Consider the following 15,155-nt stretch of genomic DNA (forward strand, 5'->3'; position numbering starts at 1 on the left):
GGAAGAGATCTCCCCCTCGCGGAGGGCGCGGCGAGCGACCATCTCGCGACAGCCCTGCGTCCGCCCGGCAGATGCTAGATCGGCCCGGCCTCCTTGGCCGCCTCCGTCGCCCAACTCCGCCGTGGTCTCGCCTGGATGCTCGGCGCCATGGCCGCTCTCGTCGCCATGAACGCCTGCGCCAAGGTCCTGCGCGAGGACGGGTTCAGCACGGCGGAGCTCATCTTCTACAGGACCACGCCCGGGCTCCTGTGGATCTGGCTCGAGCTCCGCCGACGACAGCTGAGTCTGCGGCCGGTGCGAGGAGATCTCGTCGCGCTGCGCTCGCTCTTCGGCATCGCTGCCATGGCCGCCACCTTCTATGCCGTGCGAGCCCTGACACTCGTCCAGCACCAGACCCTGCATCTGCTTCAGCCGGTGTTCGTGGCGCTGTTCGCCCCGCTCGTCCTCCGCGAGCGCATGCACCGGCTCGTCTTGCTCGCCCTCGTGTTCGCCGCGAGCGGCGCCTTCTTCGTGCTGGCGCCGCTGGGAGATCTCTCCGCGCTCCCACCGATGCCTGCGCTCGCCGGAGTCGCCGCCGCGGTCTTCTCGGCGCTGGCACATGTGACGATCCGCAAGACCTCCGAGACCGAGGCGCCCGAGCTGGTGGTCTTCCACTTCGCCTCGCTCGCCGCGATCGCCGGCCTCGTGTGGGGCCTCGCGCACGGCGACTTCCAACCCGGACACCTGACACGCAAGAACCTCGCGCTCATCGGCAGCACGGCGATGTTCGGGACGTGCGGCCAGCTGTGGATGACCCGCGCCTACGGCCTCGCGCCCGCCTCGAGCATCGCCATGGTCGCGTACGCCGCGATCCCGCTGGGCCTCGGCGTCGATATCCTCTTCTGGAATGCGCATGCGCCGGCCAGCGCGCTCGTCGGCGCGGCGCTCCTGGTCGTCGCCGGCTACTTGCTCACGCGCAGGCCGACCGGCGCGAGCCAGCCGGGTCGACCGTAGAAGAGATCTCGCTCGCCGCGGCGCTCAGCCGGGCCAGCCGTAGAAGATCCCGACCATCTCGCGCCGCACGTCGTCGAGGCGGGCGATGCTCTCGGGCGCGGCGGGATCGACGTCGGGAGGAAGTAGGCCGACGGGTCGAGCCGCGTGCGCATCATCTTGGTCTGCCAGATGTTCTCGTTCTGCAGGACCAGGTCCTCGCAGTGGTAGTCGGCGAGGATCTTCGGGTCGATGAAGTCCTGGATCGACTTCAGCGTGTGGTCCATGTACACGCGCCGGCCCTCGGCGTCGCGAGTGAAGCCGCGGACCACGTAGTCGATGATGACGACGTCGTTCTCGAAGCTCTCGAACATGAAGTTCAGGGCCCGCAGCGGCACGATCGTCCCGCAGGTGGCGATGTCGATGTCGACCCGGAAGCTGCAGATCCCCTTCGGGTCGTACCAATCCGGGTAGGTGTGCGCGCAGAGGTGGCTCTTGGTGAGGTGGGCGCCGACGGTCGTGTGGCCCATCACTTCGTCGGCGACCTTCTTTTGTCCGAGATCGCTCATCAGCACCAGCGAGCTCGCGCCCTGGGGTTCGTAGTCCTGGGCCGAGACGGACAGGACCTCGGCATCGATGATGTGCGCGATCTCGCGCAGCATGTCGGTGATGCGTTCGGCGCTGAATTTCTCGTCGATATAGCGGACGTAGGCGTGCCGTTCGTCGTCCGTGCGGGCGACGAAGAAGTCGTAGAGGTTGAAGCTGACCACCTTGGTCAGGTTGTTGAAACCCTGCAGGCGGACGCGTTCGCGCGGGACGAACATGGCCGGGGACGATGGCCGGGGACGCCGGTCGAGTCAAGCCTCGGCGGCGAGTGCGACGGCCAACACCCGCGGAAGGACTGGCCTTTTTGCGCTTGCGCCCGCCTAGTGCCGTCCCGGACACTCCCTGCCTATGCTTGGGTTCTCCTCGGCCGCAGCATTTGCGTTCGCGCTCGCAGACCCCGACCGGATCCCGAACGACGTGGCGATCGCCATGTCGCCGACCGTCGGGTGGGTCATGTTGGCTTGCGCCGTTTTTGCATGCCTGATCTTCCTGCTCCAAAGCGAGCGCTGGCGGCGCTGGTGGCTGACGAACGAGGACCCGCGGCCGATCGCGGCGTTCCGCATCGTCTTCGCCTTCCTCTGCATCTGCAACATCAACGACCTGTGGGAGTACTTCACCTTCCTCTTCTCGGACGAAGGCATCTTCATCAGTGATGCGGCCCGCCAGCTGGTGGCGCCGGCGCAGTTCAAGGGCTTCGGCGACGGCATCGGCGACGACCCCTACGGCTTCTTCGATGTCCCGGCGGTCCTCGAGTTCTTCAAGGGCCACAAGTACTCGCTGCTGTACTTCTGGGACACGCCCACGGCCATGTGGGTGCAGCTCATCGGCTTTTACACCGTCACCGTCCTGTTCATGTTCGGGTGGAAGACGCGGGTGATGGGCGTCTTGAGCTTCCTGATGATGAACAGCTTCTTCCTCCGGAACCACCTGTTCTGGGAGGGCACGGAGCTGGTCTATCGGGTGTTCTTCTTCTACCTGCTGCTGGCCAAGAGCGGCCACGCGTACAGCATCGACAACTGGCTGCGGACCCGGAAGCTGCGCAAGCAGGGCCTGCTGTCCGAGCGCCACGGGCCCGGCGGCGGCGCCGGTGTGGCCCCGAGCCCCGAGCACCCGCAGGGCCTGCAGGCGGTCTACCGGCTGATCCCGGCGTGGCCCTGCAACCTGATGATGCTCAACCTCGGGGTGCTGTACTGCTTCACGGGCGTGGTCAAAAACGGCCACGTGTGGGCCAAGGGCGACGCCCTCTACTACGCCCTCAACATGGACCACTTCTACCGGTTCTACCCGCAGGAAGTGTCGTCGATCCTGGGCCTCAACATGTTCCGCCTGGCCACGTGGATCACCCACTGGTGGGAGGCGATGTTCCCCATGATGGTGCTCGGCACCATCATCCGCTGGGGCATCCGCGAGCAGCTGCCGCGGCTCGAGGGCTGGCGCCTGTGGGCGGTGCGCGCCTGCTGGGTGGCGTTCGGCCTCGGCTGCCTGGCGGTGGTGCTCATCACTCTGCCGGTGCACCACGTCGAGCTGCCGAAGAGTTGGTGGACCACCCAGCGGGTGCAGATTTTCACGGCCGTGGGCTGGGTCGCGCTGATGGCGGCCATCGGCGGGGGTTCTGGTTCCTGAACCGGCGCCCGCCGACGCTGAAGATCCGCGGCAAGCGCTACCTCCTCGACCTCGACTGGTTCTGCCGGTGGTTCCTCGGCCGGCGGGTGTGGCTGACCCTCGGCCTCATCTTCCACGGCAACCTGCAGCTGCTCATGAACATCGGCATGTTCCCGCCGATCATGATGTCGACGTACCTGTTCTTCCTCCAGGGCAACGAGCCGGGGCGGATCCTCAGGTTCTTCGGCCGCGGCCTGGCCAAGGCCTTCCCGTGGCTGCCGCTCCCGGCCGACGTGCGCCGCGGCGAGCCGCCGCTGCCGGCCGAGGACCGCACGCTGCCGCATCACCGCCGCGACGGCCGCCGGCTGCCGCCGACCGTGCTCTACGGGATGCTCGTGGCCGCGATCGTCGGCGTGGTCCTGCACGCGAGCCCGCTGGTGCCCTGGTTCAAGGTGAGCGTGCTGGGCCGCGAGGAGACGGCGCCGGGGGCGAACCTGGGGATCCACTTCGCCTGGACCCTGATCGCCATGTTCTCCTTCATGACGATCTACACCTACGTGCAGGGCCACCGCGGGACGAAGCACTTCGTCCTCAAGCTGCTCGGCCTGGCGGCCCTGATCGTCGCCTACGTGGGCGTGATGAGCCTGACCGGCGAGACCACGCAGGAGAAGGACCAGCTGCTCTACTACAAGCTGGCGGCGAGCGGCACGCTCCTGCTGGTGTTCTGCCTCAACCAGGTCCCGGCGATCCACCGCCACCTGGCGAAGCTCGGTCTGACCTTCTCACCGCCCGACCGGCCCAAGCGCGAGCCCGACATGCCGGCGATCGACCCGCAGACGGGGCACACGATCGCGCCGTGGTCGTACGGGCCCGGCGGCCGCCTCCTCGTCGGCTCGCTGGTCCTCTATCACGTCATCGCCATCGCCATCTGGGAGCTGCCCGAGAAGGACTGCATCTCGACGTTCCGGATCAAGGCGCGCGAGCCGTTCTCGACCTGGGTGCTGGCGACGCAGACCGACCAGCAGTGGGGCATGTTCGCGCCCAACCCTCCGCGCCACAACGTGCTGATGCGCACCGTCGTGACCGACGAGACCGGCGAGCGCTGGGACCTGCGGACCGACACCTACGCGCTCGAGCGCAAGCCGATCCCGTGGGTCTGGAACGACCGCATGCGCAAGATGAACCGGCGCATCATCGGCGGCGAGTCGGGCAAGGGCGACTGGTACCAGCAGTGGTACGCGCGCTTCATCTGCCGCCAGTGGGCGCTGAGCCACCGCGGGGTGATGCCGCAGAAGGTCGAGCTCTACAAGGTCTCGTACCGCATGCCGGCGCCGGAGATCGTCGCCAAGCAGGGCTGGTACGTGCCCGAGAAGCTGCTCTACGACACCGGCCGCGAGGAGCGGCAGCACACCACCAAGTGCGCGTCCTCGGACCACGGGCAGCTGCCCAACTTCATCCGCGAGCGTCACGGCCTGCCGCTGCTCGAGGAGGGCGTGTTCAAGCCGTGGATCCACAACAAGAAGAAGGCGTGGGACAAGCGCTACGACCCGCCGAAGACCACCGACGGGACCCGGCCCAGCACGACCTCGACCACCGCCGGCAAGCGCGCCGCGACCGTCAAGCCGTCGCTGGCCAGGGGTGAGGGCGAGGCTGCCGCGCCGGAGCCGGCCGCGGCGGAGACGAAGCCGCCGGCGAAGCCGGTCGACTGAGACACGGCACCTCACAGCGGGAGGCCCGGCGCACTGCCGGGCCTTTGTTTTAATCCGTGCGCATGCTGCTGGGCTTACTCGCGGACGAACGGATCCCCAACGCCGAAGCGCTCGCGCTCTCGCCGACCGTCGGTTGGTGGATGCTGCTCGGCTTCGTCTTCTTCGTGAGCGCCTGCATCTTCCACCGCGAGGCGTTCCGCCGGCTGTTCCTGCGCGCCGAGGACCCGCGGACGATGGGCCTGTTCCGCATCGTCTTCGGCCTCGTCACGCTGTTCAACATCAACGGCCTGTCCGACCTCTTCGTCTACCTCTTCACCGACGAGGGGCTGTTCCTCACCGACGTCGCGCGCGAGGTGTTCGCCAAGGAGCAGTTCCTCGGCTTCGGCGACGGCATCGACCCCGAGCCGTACGGCTTCTTCGACTGGGGCGGCGTCGTCGAGTGGCTCAAGGGTCCGAAGTACTCGCCGCTGTTCTTCTGGGACTCGCCGTCGGCCTTCTGGTTGGTCCTCGGCGCGTTCGAGGTCGCCTGCGTGTGCATGATCGTCGGCTTCAAGACGAACATCACCAAGTGGGTCACGCTGCTGCTGTTTCACAGCATCATCCTGCGCAACCAGGTGTTCTGGGAGGGCACCGAGAACGTCTACCGCTGCTTCCTCCTCTACCTGTGCATGTCGCGGTGCGGCGCCGCCTACAGCGTCGACAACTGGCTGCGCTGCCGTCGCCTGCGCAAGCAGGGCCGCCTCAGCGAGCGCGACGGCCCGGGCGCCGGCGCCGGCGTCGCGCCCGGCCCCGAGCACCCGCAGGGCCTCGAGGCCGTGTACCGGCTGATCCCCGCGTGGCCGCGGATGATCATGATCCTCCAGCTCGCGGCGCTCTACTGCTCGACCGGCACCGTCAAGAACGGCGACATCTGGGCCAAGGGCGACGCCTTCTACTACGCGCTCAACCTCGACCACTTCTACCGCTTCGAGCCGCAGCAGCTGTCGGCCGTCTTCGGCACCAACCTGTTCCGCATCAACACGATCGTCACCCACTACTGGGAGGCGTTCTTCCCGCTGGTCGTGCTCGGCCTGGTGGTCCGCTTCGTCCGCCGCGAGCAGCTGCCGCCGCTGCCCGAGTGGCAGCGCTGGGCGGTGCGCGCCTGCTGGCTCGGCCTCGGCCTCGTCGGCCTGGTCGTCGTGTACATCACCCTGCCGTTCCACATCCCCGCGCAGCCGCGCGCCGGCATGGCCGGCCTGGCGACCTGGCAGCGGTGGTTCCCGGTGGTCTGGCTGGCCGGCATGGCGGTCGTCGGCGGCCTCTTCTACTGGCTCGGCCGACGCCCGCCCAGCGTCACGCTCCGCGGCGGTCGCCTCACCCTCGACCTCGACTGGTTCTGCACCTGGTTCCTCGGCCGCCGGCTGTGGCTCGGCCTCGGGCTCATCTTCCACGCTCACCTGATCGTGATGATGAACATCGGCTGGTTCACGCCGGCGACGATGGCGACCTACGTTGCGTTCCTCAACGGCAGCGAGGTCGCCTTCCTGTTGCGGGCGATCGGCGAGCGCCTCGGGCGCCTCGGCCTACCTGTCCCGAAGGACATCACCCGCGGCGACGCCCCGCTCCCGGCCGAGGACCCGAGCTTGCCGCACCTCCACCGCGACGCCGCGGCCCTGCCCGCGTGGGCGCTGTGGAGCGCGCTGGCGGTCGCCGTGAGCGGCGTCTACGTCGCGGCCGAGACCGACCTCGGCGTCCCGTGGGCGGCCACCGGCGCGGTGATCTTCGCCGGCCTGGCGGTGGTCGGCTTCGGCGTCGCCCAGCGGCGCGGGGCCCAGCAGCTTCCCGTCATCGACCCGCACAGCGGCCGCGCCCGGCGCCCGTGGGCCTACGGCTCGATGGGCCGCTTCCTCGCCGGCGCGTTCGTCGTCTACCACTGCACGGGCGTGGCGATCTGGCTGCTACCCGAGAAGGACAGCCTCGGCGGCGAGGGCAAGGACGGCTGGCGGGTGCGCGCGCAGGACCCGTTCAAGTGGTGGATCCGCACCAGCCAGACCGCGCAGGGCTGGAAGATGTTCGCGCCCAACCCGCCGCGCAGCAACATCTTCATGCAGGTCATGGTCACCGACCACGACGGCACCGCCTACGACCTCAACACCGACGTCTACCACCCGGCCAACAAGCCGATCCCGTGGCTCGGCTACACCCGCCAGCGCAAGATCAACCGCCGGATCATCGGCGGCGAGGGCGGCAAGGGCGAGTGGTACCAGAAGTGGCACGCGCGGTGGGTCTGCCGCGACTGGGCCCTCAAGCACGGCGGCCAGGCGCCCAAGAAGGTCGAGCTCTACAAGCTCTCGTACACGATCCCCACGCCCGAGGAGGTCGCCAAGAGCGGCCCCTACAAGCCCGAGGAGCGGCTCGCGGCCAACCGCTTCCGCAAGCTGGTCTACACCGGCGAGTGCACCGACATCAACGCGCAGCTGCCCAACACCATCCGCGCCCGCCACGGCCTGCCGCTGCTCGGCCCGGGCGAGTTCCGCCCGTGGGTGAAGAACCACCTGAGCGCGTGGAACAAGAAGAAACCGAAGTCGCCGCAGATCCCGTGGATCTTGCTCGTCAGCGTCGTCGTGGTCGGCGCCGCCGGCCTGCGCTGGCGCCAGCTCGACCGCGACAACAAGCGCCGCGCCATGGCCGAAAAGACATAGCGCTCGGGACATGTTCGATCGGGCATGCTCTCCAGGGCATGCCCGAACAGACAGCCGCGCCTACTCTTTCTTGCCCTCGCGCGCCGCCTCGCGGGCCCGGGCGCGGCGCCAGCGCCACAGCTTCAGCGCGGCGCTGGTGGTGGTCTCGCGCAGCGCCGAGGTGAGGCTCTTGCGCGTGCGGCCGTGCTCGTCGCGGGTGCTCTCCGCCAGCTTGGCGCCGAACCACAACCCCGCGATGATCCCCGCGATGAGGACGAGGATGGTGAAGATGGTGTTGAGCAGCTCGGTCATGGCGTGTGGCTCACAGGAGAGGCGCCCCGAGCAGTACCCGGAGCCAGTGCGGGTACAAAAGTAGCAGAGTCGTCATCGGCAGCCGCGGCGGTTGCGACGCAGGCGCCTCTGCGGGGCTCTCCGCGGCCACGGGCGCGTTCGGACAGGTGCAGCCCCAGCTCGCGGGCAGGCGCGGGCAAGCGGTCTCGGCGATGAGCCGGTGGCCCTCGGCGTTCGGGTGGATATGGTCGAAGCTCCGCAGCTCGGTGCGCAAGAACCAGCGCGGCACCTCGGCGGCCTCGGCCGCGTCGGCCTCGAGCGCCGCAGCGCGCGCCGTCTCGTCGAGCTCGGCGTGCTGCCGCTTCCACAGGCCGTCCTTCGTCAGCGCGGTGCGCATCGCCTCGAGGTCGCGCAGCGGCGCAGTCGTGGCGCGCAAGGACGAGCGGTAGAGGTCGACCGCGACCTCCGGCAGCTCCTCGGGTTGCCACGGCGCGTCGGTGCCGGCAGATCGCTTGCGGGCGTAGTCCCCGAGCGCCTGCTGGGGCGCCAGCGCCCCGAGCACGAAATCGACCACCGTCCGCGTCGCTCGCAGGTAACGCAGCCCAGCCGCGCCGGCCCAGCGCTTGGGGTCGGTGTCGTCGCCCCACGGCGTCAGGCTGAACGCGACGACCTTGAGCCCGCGCGCGTGAGCCAGGGTGAACAGCTCGCGGATGTCGTGGTTCGTCCGCTCGGGCGTGCCGACGCTGTTGAGCCCGCCCTGGAACACCAGCCAATACTCGAGCTCCGGGTCGCGCAGGTTGACGTACGGGTTCTCCAGGAACTGCTGCTTGAACCGCTGCTTGAGCTGCAGCGCGCCGAAGCCGACCTTCGACAGGTTGCGGACCTCGACGTTGCTGCACATCTCGGCCAGGCGCTCGGCGTACGGCTGCTTGGGCCACGCGCCGATCGACCCGGCCAGCACCACGACCTTGACCGGGCGCTCCTTCTGCTTGAAGCGCCACGTCGGCGGCGGCTCGACCTCGGGCGCCGCGGCCACCGGCTCGGGCTCCTGCGCGCGCGCCCCCGTCACCCACAACCAGCTCGCCAACAGTCCGACGACCACGCCACGCATGACTCACTCCACCACGACGAAGGACGCGGCCGCCAGCTCGATGCCGTCGACCGAGACCACGCGCGCCTTCCAGCTGCCGATGTACTCGCGCCGCAGCACCAGATAGGCCCGGGTGCGGTACGCGTGCAGCTCGGGGATCTGCATCGCCCGCCGGCGAAACAGCTCGCCGTCCTTCTCCCACAGCACGTCGACCTTCTCCTCGACGCGGCTGTGGACCACCCGGAAGCACACGTTGACGGCCCCGTGCTTGGCCAGCGAGAACTTGTCCGACTCGCCGGTGCAGCCCTCGCGCTCGTAGGCCTGCCCGACCCAAATCTTGTCGACGTGGATCCCCGAGGCCCCGATCGCGCCCACCGGCGGCTCGTCGTGGATCCCCACCGGCAAGCGCTCGAACACGCGGGCGATCGCGGGAGGCGTGCCCGCCGGCACGGTGCGCGGACCCGCCGCGCGCGGGTCTTCGAGCTCGGGCTCTTCGTCGGCGGTCGGCACGTGCGCGGCGGGCAGACGGATCTCGCGCGCCGCAGCCGGCGTCGGCGTGGGCTCGGGTCGCTCCGCGCGCTCGATCGCGTCACCCTCGGCCGCGCCGCGCTCGACGCGAGGCACCTCGAGGTTGCAAGCCAGGCACGCCAGCGCCGCTGCAGCGCCCTGCAGCCCGCAGCGACTCGCGCCCCTCGGGGCGCCATTGCCTGTTCGTCGCACGCTCGCGGCCTTCACGCGGTGGGGGGTGTACCGCGCAGCGCATCCTAACCGGTGCGTTCGCGGCCTCACAACCCGCTCGTCCGCAAACGCGTCACGAACCGGCCCCAGGGGCGTCCTGTGCGCTTGCTCATCGGCACGCGGCGGTCTAAAGAGTGCGGCATGCTTCGCGCTCCTCTGAATTGCTTCGGTACCGTCGTCCTGGCCGGCCTCGTGGTCGCCTGCACCACGCCGCACCACGCCGGCAAGGTGCCGAAGGAGAGCCCTCCCGCACCAGCGCCCGCCGCCGCGCGGCCGTTGCCGGCCGGCACCGCCGAGGGGGCGCCCGAGAGCCTGCTGCACGAGTACGAGAGCCGCGAGGTCGCGTCCGCCGCCGAGATCGCGACCTGGCAATTGCCCTTCCAGGCCAAGCGGATCGCCGTCGCGCTCCTGACCCTCGCCGCCAAGGACGACCTCGCTGGCCTGCCGGCCGTGTTCACCCGGCACGCGCGCTGGGGCATCCCCGACCGCCGCGAGTTCGACGCTCGCCCGATCTTCGCCGACGGCGGCCGCGAGTTCTTCGACGTGTTCCGCGACGCCGCCAGCCGCTTCGCCCGCAAAGAGGCGTTCTTCTGCCCGCCGGTGGTCCCGCCCGCGGCCCAGATCTACGTCCGCAACGGCGCCGAGCCGATGTGGTGCGCCTATCTCAGCAGGGACGGCCTCGACGTCCTCGCCTTCAAGTTCGTCTACGAGAACGGCAGCGCCAAGATCGACTACATCGGCCTGCTGCCGACGCGCGCGCCCGGGCTGCTCTCCGTCCACCGCGTGCCGGAGCCGCCGACGCCGCCGCCGATGACGCCGCAGGTCAAGCGCGGCACCGGCCCGGTCGGCCCGTTCATGAGCTCCGGCGGCGAGACGGTGCCGCTGCAGATCGAGCGCCGCCCGCCCCCCGGCACCGTCAACCCGCCGAACCCGGCCGGCTCCCTCGCCACGCCGCCGGCCGGCACGCCCGCCCCCGCCGGCGGCGCGACCTCCGGCCCGTCCGGCGCCCCGTCGCCCGCAGGCACCGCCCCTGCGCCGACGACCCCGGCCCCGGCGAAGGCCCCCGCGCCGGCCCCGACGACTGCCCCCGCGCCGGCCCCCGCGCACTGACCGTTCGGGCATGTTTAATAAGACATGCCCTTGAAGCCAGGGCATGAAGGGCATGTCCATTCGTACATGCCCTTTCGTACATTCGAGTCACATCGCGACGAGCGGGTAGACAGCCACAACGTTGCCGGCAACGGAGCATCACCGCTCGGCGCGGGGTCCACGCTCCGCTGCCGACGAGCTCCGCCGGCAGCAGAGCCTCACTGCTCGGCACGGCGTCCACGTTTCAGCGGAGCGTCACCGCTCGGCGCGGCATCCTCGTTCCGCTGCCGACGAGCTCCCCCGGCAGCGGAGCGTCACCGCTCGGCGCGGCGTCCACGTCAACGCCGCCATGCCTGCCTCCAGTTAGCGGCTCCTCTGCCCGCTCACGGCGACGACCTGCCGGCGTCGCCGCGCCGCTCGGCGCAGCTCCACATTACTCTTCCGACATGTCCGAATCGCCAGCCAGCCAGGCGGCGATCGTGCGGTTGTCCTGCGGTCCGAGCGCCAGCTCTTCGCGCAGCGCGATCCAGTCGGCGGCCCAGCCCGCCTGCGGTTCCACGATCAGGTCGGCGTCGAGGTCGGCGACTCCGCGGAAGTTGAGGCGGCAGGTCTTCAGCTCGTGCGGGCGTTCGGGGTGCCACAGCGGGATCCCGTACTTGCGGCAGATCCGGGGTCGGTGCGCGTAGAGCAGGCACGTCTCCGCGCTCCCGAGGGCCGGGCAGGCCTCGCCGGCCGCGTAGTTGCGGGCGCGGGCCACGATCTCGGCGCGGGTCGTCGCCTCGGCCGCCGCCAGCCCCTCGCGCAGCAGCGCCCCCTCGAGCTCCGACACCTTGAAGCTCTGGCGGCAGCACTCGCCGCAGCCCGGCCGGCACTGGATGTGCTCGCGGTAGCGGGCGACCACCGGCGCGACGTCGCCGTCGACGATCCGCAGGTGGACGCGCAGGCGCTGCAGCGGCCTCGTCACGGCGACGAGCGTCCGTCCTTCTGCTCGACGAGCGAGCGGTACGGCGACCACGCGTGTCGCTCGAGGAAGCGCCGCGCCGACAGCTCGCCGCGGTCGACCGCCGCCGCGTCCTCGGCCTGGCGCTTCAGCGACGCCTCGAGCGCCCGCGTGCGCATCCCGGCGGCCGCCTCGTCGTCGGGGTGGAGCTCGGCGAACAGCGCCGGCGACCCGCGGCCGCGCCCGACCCATGTCGCGTGCCACTGGGCCAGCTGCGCCCGCAGCTCCGGCAGCTTGACGCGCGCCGCCCAGCCGTCGCGTCCGACCAGCAGCGCCGTGAACGAGCCGAGCCCTCCGCGGCCGCGCGCGCGGAGCAGCGCATCCACCTCGGCGAACGACACCTCGACCTGCCCGTCCTGGTCCGAGCGGACCGTCATCACCGGCAAGCTCGTCCCGTCGCTCGCGCTCACCGACACCGCGAGCGGGCCGACGTAGCGGCGCACGTTGCAGCCGGCGAGCCGGGCCGCGCCCACGTCGAGCGAGGCCTGGCCCGGTGCGCGCAGCGGCCAGCGGCGACAGAGATGGGCCTGCGACAGCACCAGCCCCATGCTCGCCAGCCGCACCGTCGTGCGATCGACGAGCCCGAACGACCGCTGACGGGTGGCCGATAGGGCCTCCTGGGCCGCCCGACTCTGCGTCGTGGCGCACGGGCCGGCGAGCCGTTCCCCGGCGGTCATGGCCGTCGTCACTGCGGCGCGGCAGGACTCCGGCACGCGGGCGGCCACGGCGGCCGTCACTTGCGGATCGATCTCCCCGCGCACGGGCTCGCGGCCGCCGAGCCGCGCGCAGCCGGCGACCAGCAGCCAAGCCACCGCAGCAGCGCGCCGCGCCGGAGCTCCGATCCCTTGCCGCGCAGCACCGCGGGCAGCTTACCACGCCCGGCGCGCCCGCCGACTTGAGCCGGGGGGCGCGCTCGGGCACTCTCCCGGGCCATGTCTCTTGCACCCCGTCTCCGCCTGAGCGCCAGCCTGACCCTCGCGCTCGCCGCCGCCGTCCCCGGCTGTCTCAAAGTACCGGTCGGCGACCTCGACGCGCCCGGCGGCAAGGAAGGCAACCCGGCCGAGGCCAAGGCGGTCATCGACCGCTTCATCGCCGCGCTCGGCGGCGAGGAGGCGCTGCGCAAGATCGCCCAGCGCACCGTCGAGGCGCGCATGACCTTCCTGCCGGAGACCGGCTGCACCGACAAGGACGAGAACTGCCGCAGCACCGAGACCGTCGGCACCTTCACCTTGCAGTCGACCGCCGACCAGCGGCTCTACCGGCGCACCGTCATCGACAAGCAGATCGAAGAAGAGGGCTTCGACGGCAAGACCGGCTGGCAGTTCCGCCGCGGCTTCCTCGTGCTCGAGGACGAGGACGAGTCGGTCATCACCCGCGAGGACGCCGCGCTGCACTGGTACTTCGACTTCGACAAGCGCGGCATCAGCCTCGCGCTGGAGAAGCCGCGCGACAAGGACTTCGACGGCAAGGCGCGGGTGCTGGACGGCGTGCGCTGGTCGACCAAGAACGACCTCGTGCCGCCGAAGACGCAGTGGTACGACCGCGCGACCGGCCTGCTCGCCGAGGAGCTGCTCGAGGACGACAAGGCCGAGCCGCCGATCAGCCAGCACATCATCTACGACGACTACCGCCCGATCGACGGCGTCCTCGTGGCGCACAAGATCCGCCTCGTCAACAAGTTCGGCGACCGCACCCAGGAGGTCGTGTTCGTGACCCAGCGGGTCGACCACGCCCCGATCAAGCCCGAGGTGTTCCAGGTCCCCAAGGTCCCGCCGCCGGAGAAGGCCAAGGACGAGAAGCTCGTCGCCCTCGCCAAGGCCCGCGAGGCCGCCGCCGCCGAGCCCAAGAACCTCGACGCCCAGGTCTCTCTCGCCCGCGCGCTGTGGGCCGCCTCGCACTTCGACGAGGCCGCCGACGCCGCCCAGGTCGCGCTCAAGCTGCAGCCCAAGGAGGCCGAGGCGCTGTGGATCCTCGCCCGCGCGCGCTGCTGCAGGGCCGCTTCAAGGAGGCCGGCCCGCTGCTCGACCGCGCCGGCAAGGCGGGCGTGCGCGACGTCCTCGTCTACGCCCAGCGCGCCTGGATCGGCAGCCACCAGCGCGATTTCCCGGCGGTCGCCGACGCCCTCGACCACCTCGGCGAGGCCAACGCCCAGCTCGCCGGCCGCTACCGCAACTTCGCCGGCAAGCCGCTGCAGGTCAGCTTCAAGGGCAACGGCTGCACCGCCGAGCTGCCGATCGCCACCGAGGGCACCGTCACCTTCGTCGACGTCCAGATCGGCGAGGAGAAGGTGCGCGCGCTGGTCGACACCGGCGCGTCCGACGTCATCCTCGACGGCGAGGTCGCGGCCAAGCTGAAGCTCCCGGTGCGCTCGAAGTCGCGGCTCGGCGGCGAGGGCGGGCCGGAGATCGGCCACGGCCAGATCGACGCGCTGACCGCCGGCAACGCCACGATCTCGGGGATCCCCGTCGACGTGTTCCCGCACCAGGTGCTCGAGCAGATGACCGGAGGCGTCGGCGCCGCGCCGCAGGCGGTCCTCGGCGCCCGCGTGCTCGAGCTGTTCCAGGTCAACTTCGACCTGCCGAACAACAAGCTCGTGCTCGTCAACCCGGTCGCCAAGTGCAAGTCGGCGCTGGCCGCCAACCGCACCGGCAGCGGCGCGCCGTTCTACCTCCACGAGACGCACTTCCTCTACGTGCTCGCGGCGATGAACGGCGCGGAGGGCCTGTTCCTCGTCAACACCGGCATGCAGGGCGTCGCCGTCACCGCGACCACCAAGGCGTTCGCGCGCGCCGGCATCGGCGCTCCGCCGCTGCGCCGCAACGAGGCCGCCCTCGTCGACGTGGCCGAGTTCACCGTGGGCGACGCCTTCAAGGCCCTCGGCCTCCGCGGCGCCTACGGCTACTTCGAGCAGAACGAGAGCAGCGACCAGTTCCGCATCGACGGCATGCTCGGCCTCGACTTCGTCGGCCGCGGCCGCCTCACGATCGACTACCCCGAGCGCAAGCTCTACTTCGCCGCGCCCCCCGCCGAGGCCGCCGCACCGGCCGCCGCTGCTGCTCCGGCGAAGGGCAAGTAGGCCGCCCGCAAGCCCATGCCCGCGAGGCTCTCGGCGCCCCGCCCGGGGAGTTCCACCAGGCCTTCAGGACATGTCCCGAAAACCATCCACGCAACGTGTGGGGCGAGCAGTCATCAAAGCTCACCAGTCTTTCAGGACATGCCCCAAGAGCCATCTCTCCCAGGCGGGCGAAACGCCCTTCCCGGCGCTCTCTCGGCATGCCCCCGAGAGCCATCTCCGCGACGCGCAGGGCGGCGCCCGGCGGCGACCTCGCCAGTCTTTCAGGACATGCCCCGAGAGCCATCTCTCCCATGCGGGCGAAGCACCCTTTCCCGGCGCCCTCTCG

The 15,155-nt window shown here is 70.6% G+C and carries 13 protein-coding genes; 7 read left to right on the forward strand and 6 right to left on the reverse strand.

Annotated features, from left to right (window positions below; all coding sequences use genetic code 11):
- Positions 1 to 93 precede the first annotated feature (93 nt).
- A complete protein-coding gene (locus OV079_RS37010; protein ID WP_267774287.1) occupies positions 94 to 993 on the forward strand; it encodes a DMT family transporter in 900 nt (299 codons plus the stop codon).
- Here OV079_RS37010 and speD read toward each other — a convergent pair.
- Positions 942 to 1,793 (reverse strand): adenosylmethionine decarboxylase, encoded by an 852-nt coding sequence (speD, locus tag OV079_RS37015; RefSeq protein ID WP_267774289.1) that lies wholly within the window; start codon positions 1,791 to 1,793, stop codon positions 942 to 944. The genes OV079_RS37010 and speD overlap by 52 nt on opposite strands.
- 130 nt (positions 1,794 to 1,923) lie before the next feature.
- Between speD and OV079_RS37020 the strand changes: the two genes are divergently transcribed.
- The 3 genes from OV079_RS37020 (at position 1,924) to OV079_RS37030 (ending at position 7,567) form a co-directional block, all read left to right on the forward strand.
- The gene (locus OV079_RS37020; protein WP_267774291.1) at positions 1,924 to 3,198 is read left to right on the forward strand and encodes a hypothetical protein; all 1,275 of its coding nucleotides are present in this window, start codon (positions 1,924 to 1,926) and stop codon (positions 3,196 to 3,198) included.
- The gene (locus OV079_RS37025; protein WP_267774292.1) at positions 3,111 to 4,886 is read left to right on the forward strand and encodes a hypothetical protein; all 1,776 of its coding nucleotides are present in this window, start codon (positions 3,111 to 3,113) and stop codon (positions 4,884 to 4,886) included. The genes OV079_RS37020 and OV079_RS37025 overlap by 88 nt, the downstream gene beginning before the upstream one ends.
- 62 nt (positions 4,887 to 4,948) lie before the next feature.
- Positions 4,949 to 7,567: a hypothetical protein gene (locus tag OV079_RS37030; RefSeq protein ID WP_267774293.1), complete on the forward strand. Its 2,619-nt coding sequence runs from the start codon at positions 4,949 to 4,951 to the stop codon at positions 7,565 to 7,567.
- A 60-nt stretch (positions 7,568 to 7,627) separates the two neighbouring features.
- Here OV079_RS37030 and OV079_RS37035 read toward each other — a convergent pair whose 3' ends face one another.
- The 3 genes from OV079_RS37035 to OV079_RS37045 are packed head-to-tail and all read right to left on the reverse strand — an operon-like array spanning position 7,628 to position 9,662.
- The gene (locus OV079_RS37035; protein ID WP_267706567.1) at positions 7,628 to 7,858 is read right to left on the reverse strand and encodes a hypothetical protein; all 231 of its coding nucleotides are present in this window, start codon (positions 7,856 to 7,858) and stop codon (positions 7,628 to 7,630) included.
- 10 nt (positions 7,859 to 7,868) lie between these two features.
- Positions 7,869 to 8,948, reverse strand: a complete 1,080-nt coding sequence (locus OV079_RS37040) for an SGNH/GDSL hydrolase family protein (RefSeq protein WP_267774294.1) — start codon at positions 8,946 to 8,948, stop codon at positions 7,869 to 7,871.
- A gap of 3 nt (positions 8,949 to 8,951) precedes the next feature.
- Positions 8,952 to 9,662 carry a DUF2914 domain-containing protein gene (locus OV079_RS37045; protein WP_267774295.1) on the reverse strand — a complete coding sequence of 237 codons (711 nt, stop codon included), beginning with the start codon at positions 9,660 to 9,662 and terminating at the stop codon, positions 8,952 to 8,954.
- A gap of 144 nt (positions 9,663 to 9,806) precedes the next feature.
- Here OV079_RS37045 and OV079_RS37050 point away from each other — a divergent pair, with 144 nt between their 5' ends.
- Complete coding sequence (locus tag OV079_RS37050; RefSeq protein ID WP_267774297.1) at positions 9,807 to 10,775, forward strand: hypothetical protein; 969 nt, start codon at positions 9,807 to 9,809, stop codon at positions 10,773 to 10,775.
- Positions 10,776 to 11,187: 412 nt separating this feature from the next.
- Here OV079_RS37050 and OV079_RS37055 read toward each other — a convergent pair whose 3' ends face one another.
- A complete protein-coding gene (locus OV079_RS37055) occupies positions 11,188 to 11,718 on the reverse strand; it encodes a YkgJ family cysteine cluster protein (protein WP_267774298.1) in 531 nt (176 codons plus the stop codon).
- Positions 11,715 to 12,566, reverse strand: a complete 852-nt coding sequence (locus OV079_RS37060) for a hypothetical protein (protein ID WP_267774300.1) — start codon at positions 12,564 to 12,566, stop codon at positions 11,715 to 11,717. The genes OV079_RS37055 and OV079_RS37060 overlap by 4 nt, the downstream gene beginning before the upstream one ends.
- A 120-nt stretch (positions 12,567 to 12,686) precedes the next feature.
- Here OV079_RS37060 and OV079_RS37065 point away from each other — a divergent pair, with 120 nt between their 5' ends.
- Entirely contained in the window at positions 12,687 to 14,108 is a 1,422-nt protein-coding gene (locus tag OV079_RS37065; protein WP_267774302.1) for a hypothetical protein, read from the forward strand.
- Positions 14,042 to 14,830, forward strand: a complete 789-nt coding sequence (locus tag OV079_RS37070) for a retropepsin-like aspartic protease (RefSeq protein ID WP_267774303.1) — start codon at positions 14,042 to 14,044, stop codon at positions 14,828 to 14,830. The genes OV079_RS37065 and OV079_RS37070 overlap by 67 nt, the downstream gene beginning before the upstream one ends.
- The last annotated feature ends 325 nt before the right edge of the window (positions 14,831 to 15,155 follow it).

It is taken from the genome of Nannocystis pusilla, assembly GCF_026626665.1.
GTDB lineage: Bacteria > Myxococcota_A > Polyangia > Nannocystales > Nannocystaceae > Nannocystis > Nannocystis pusilla.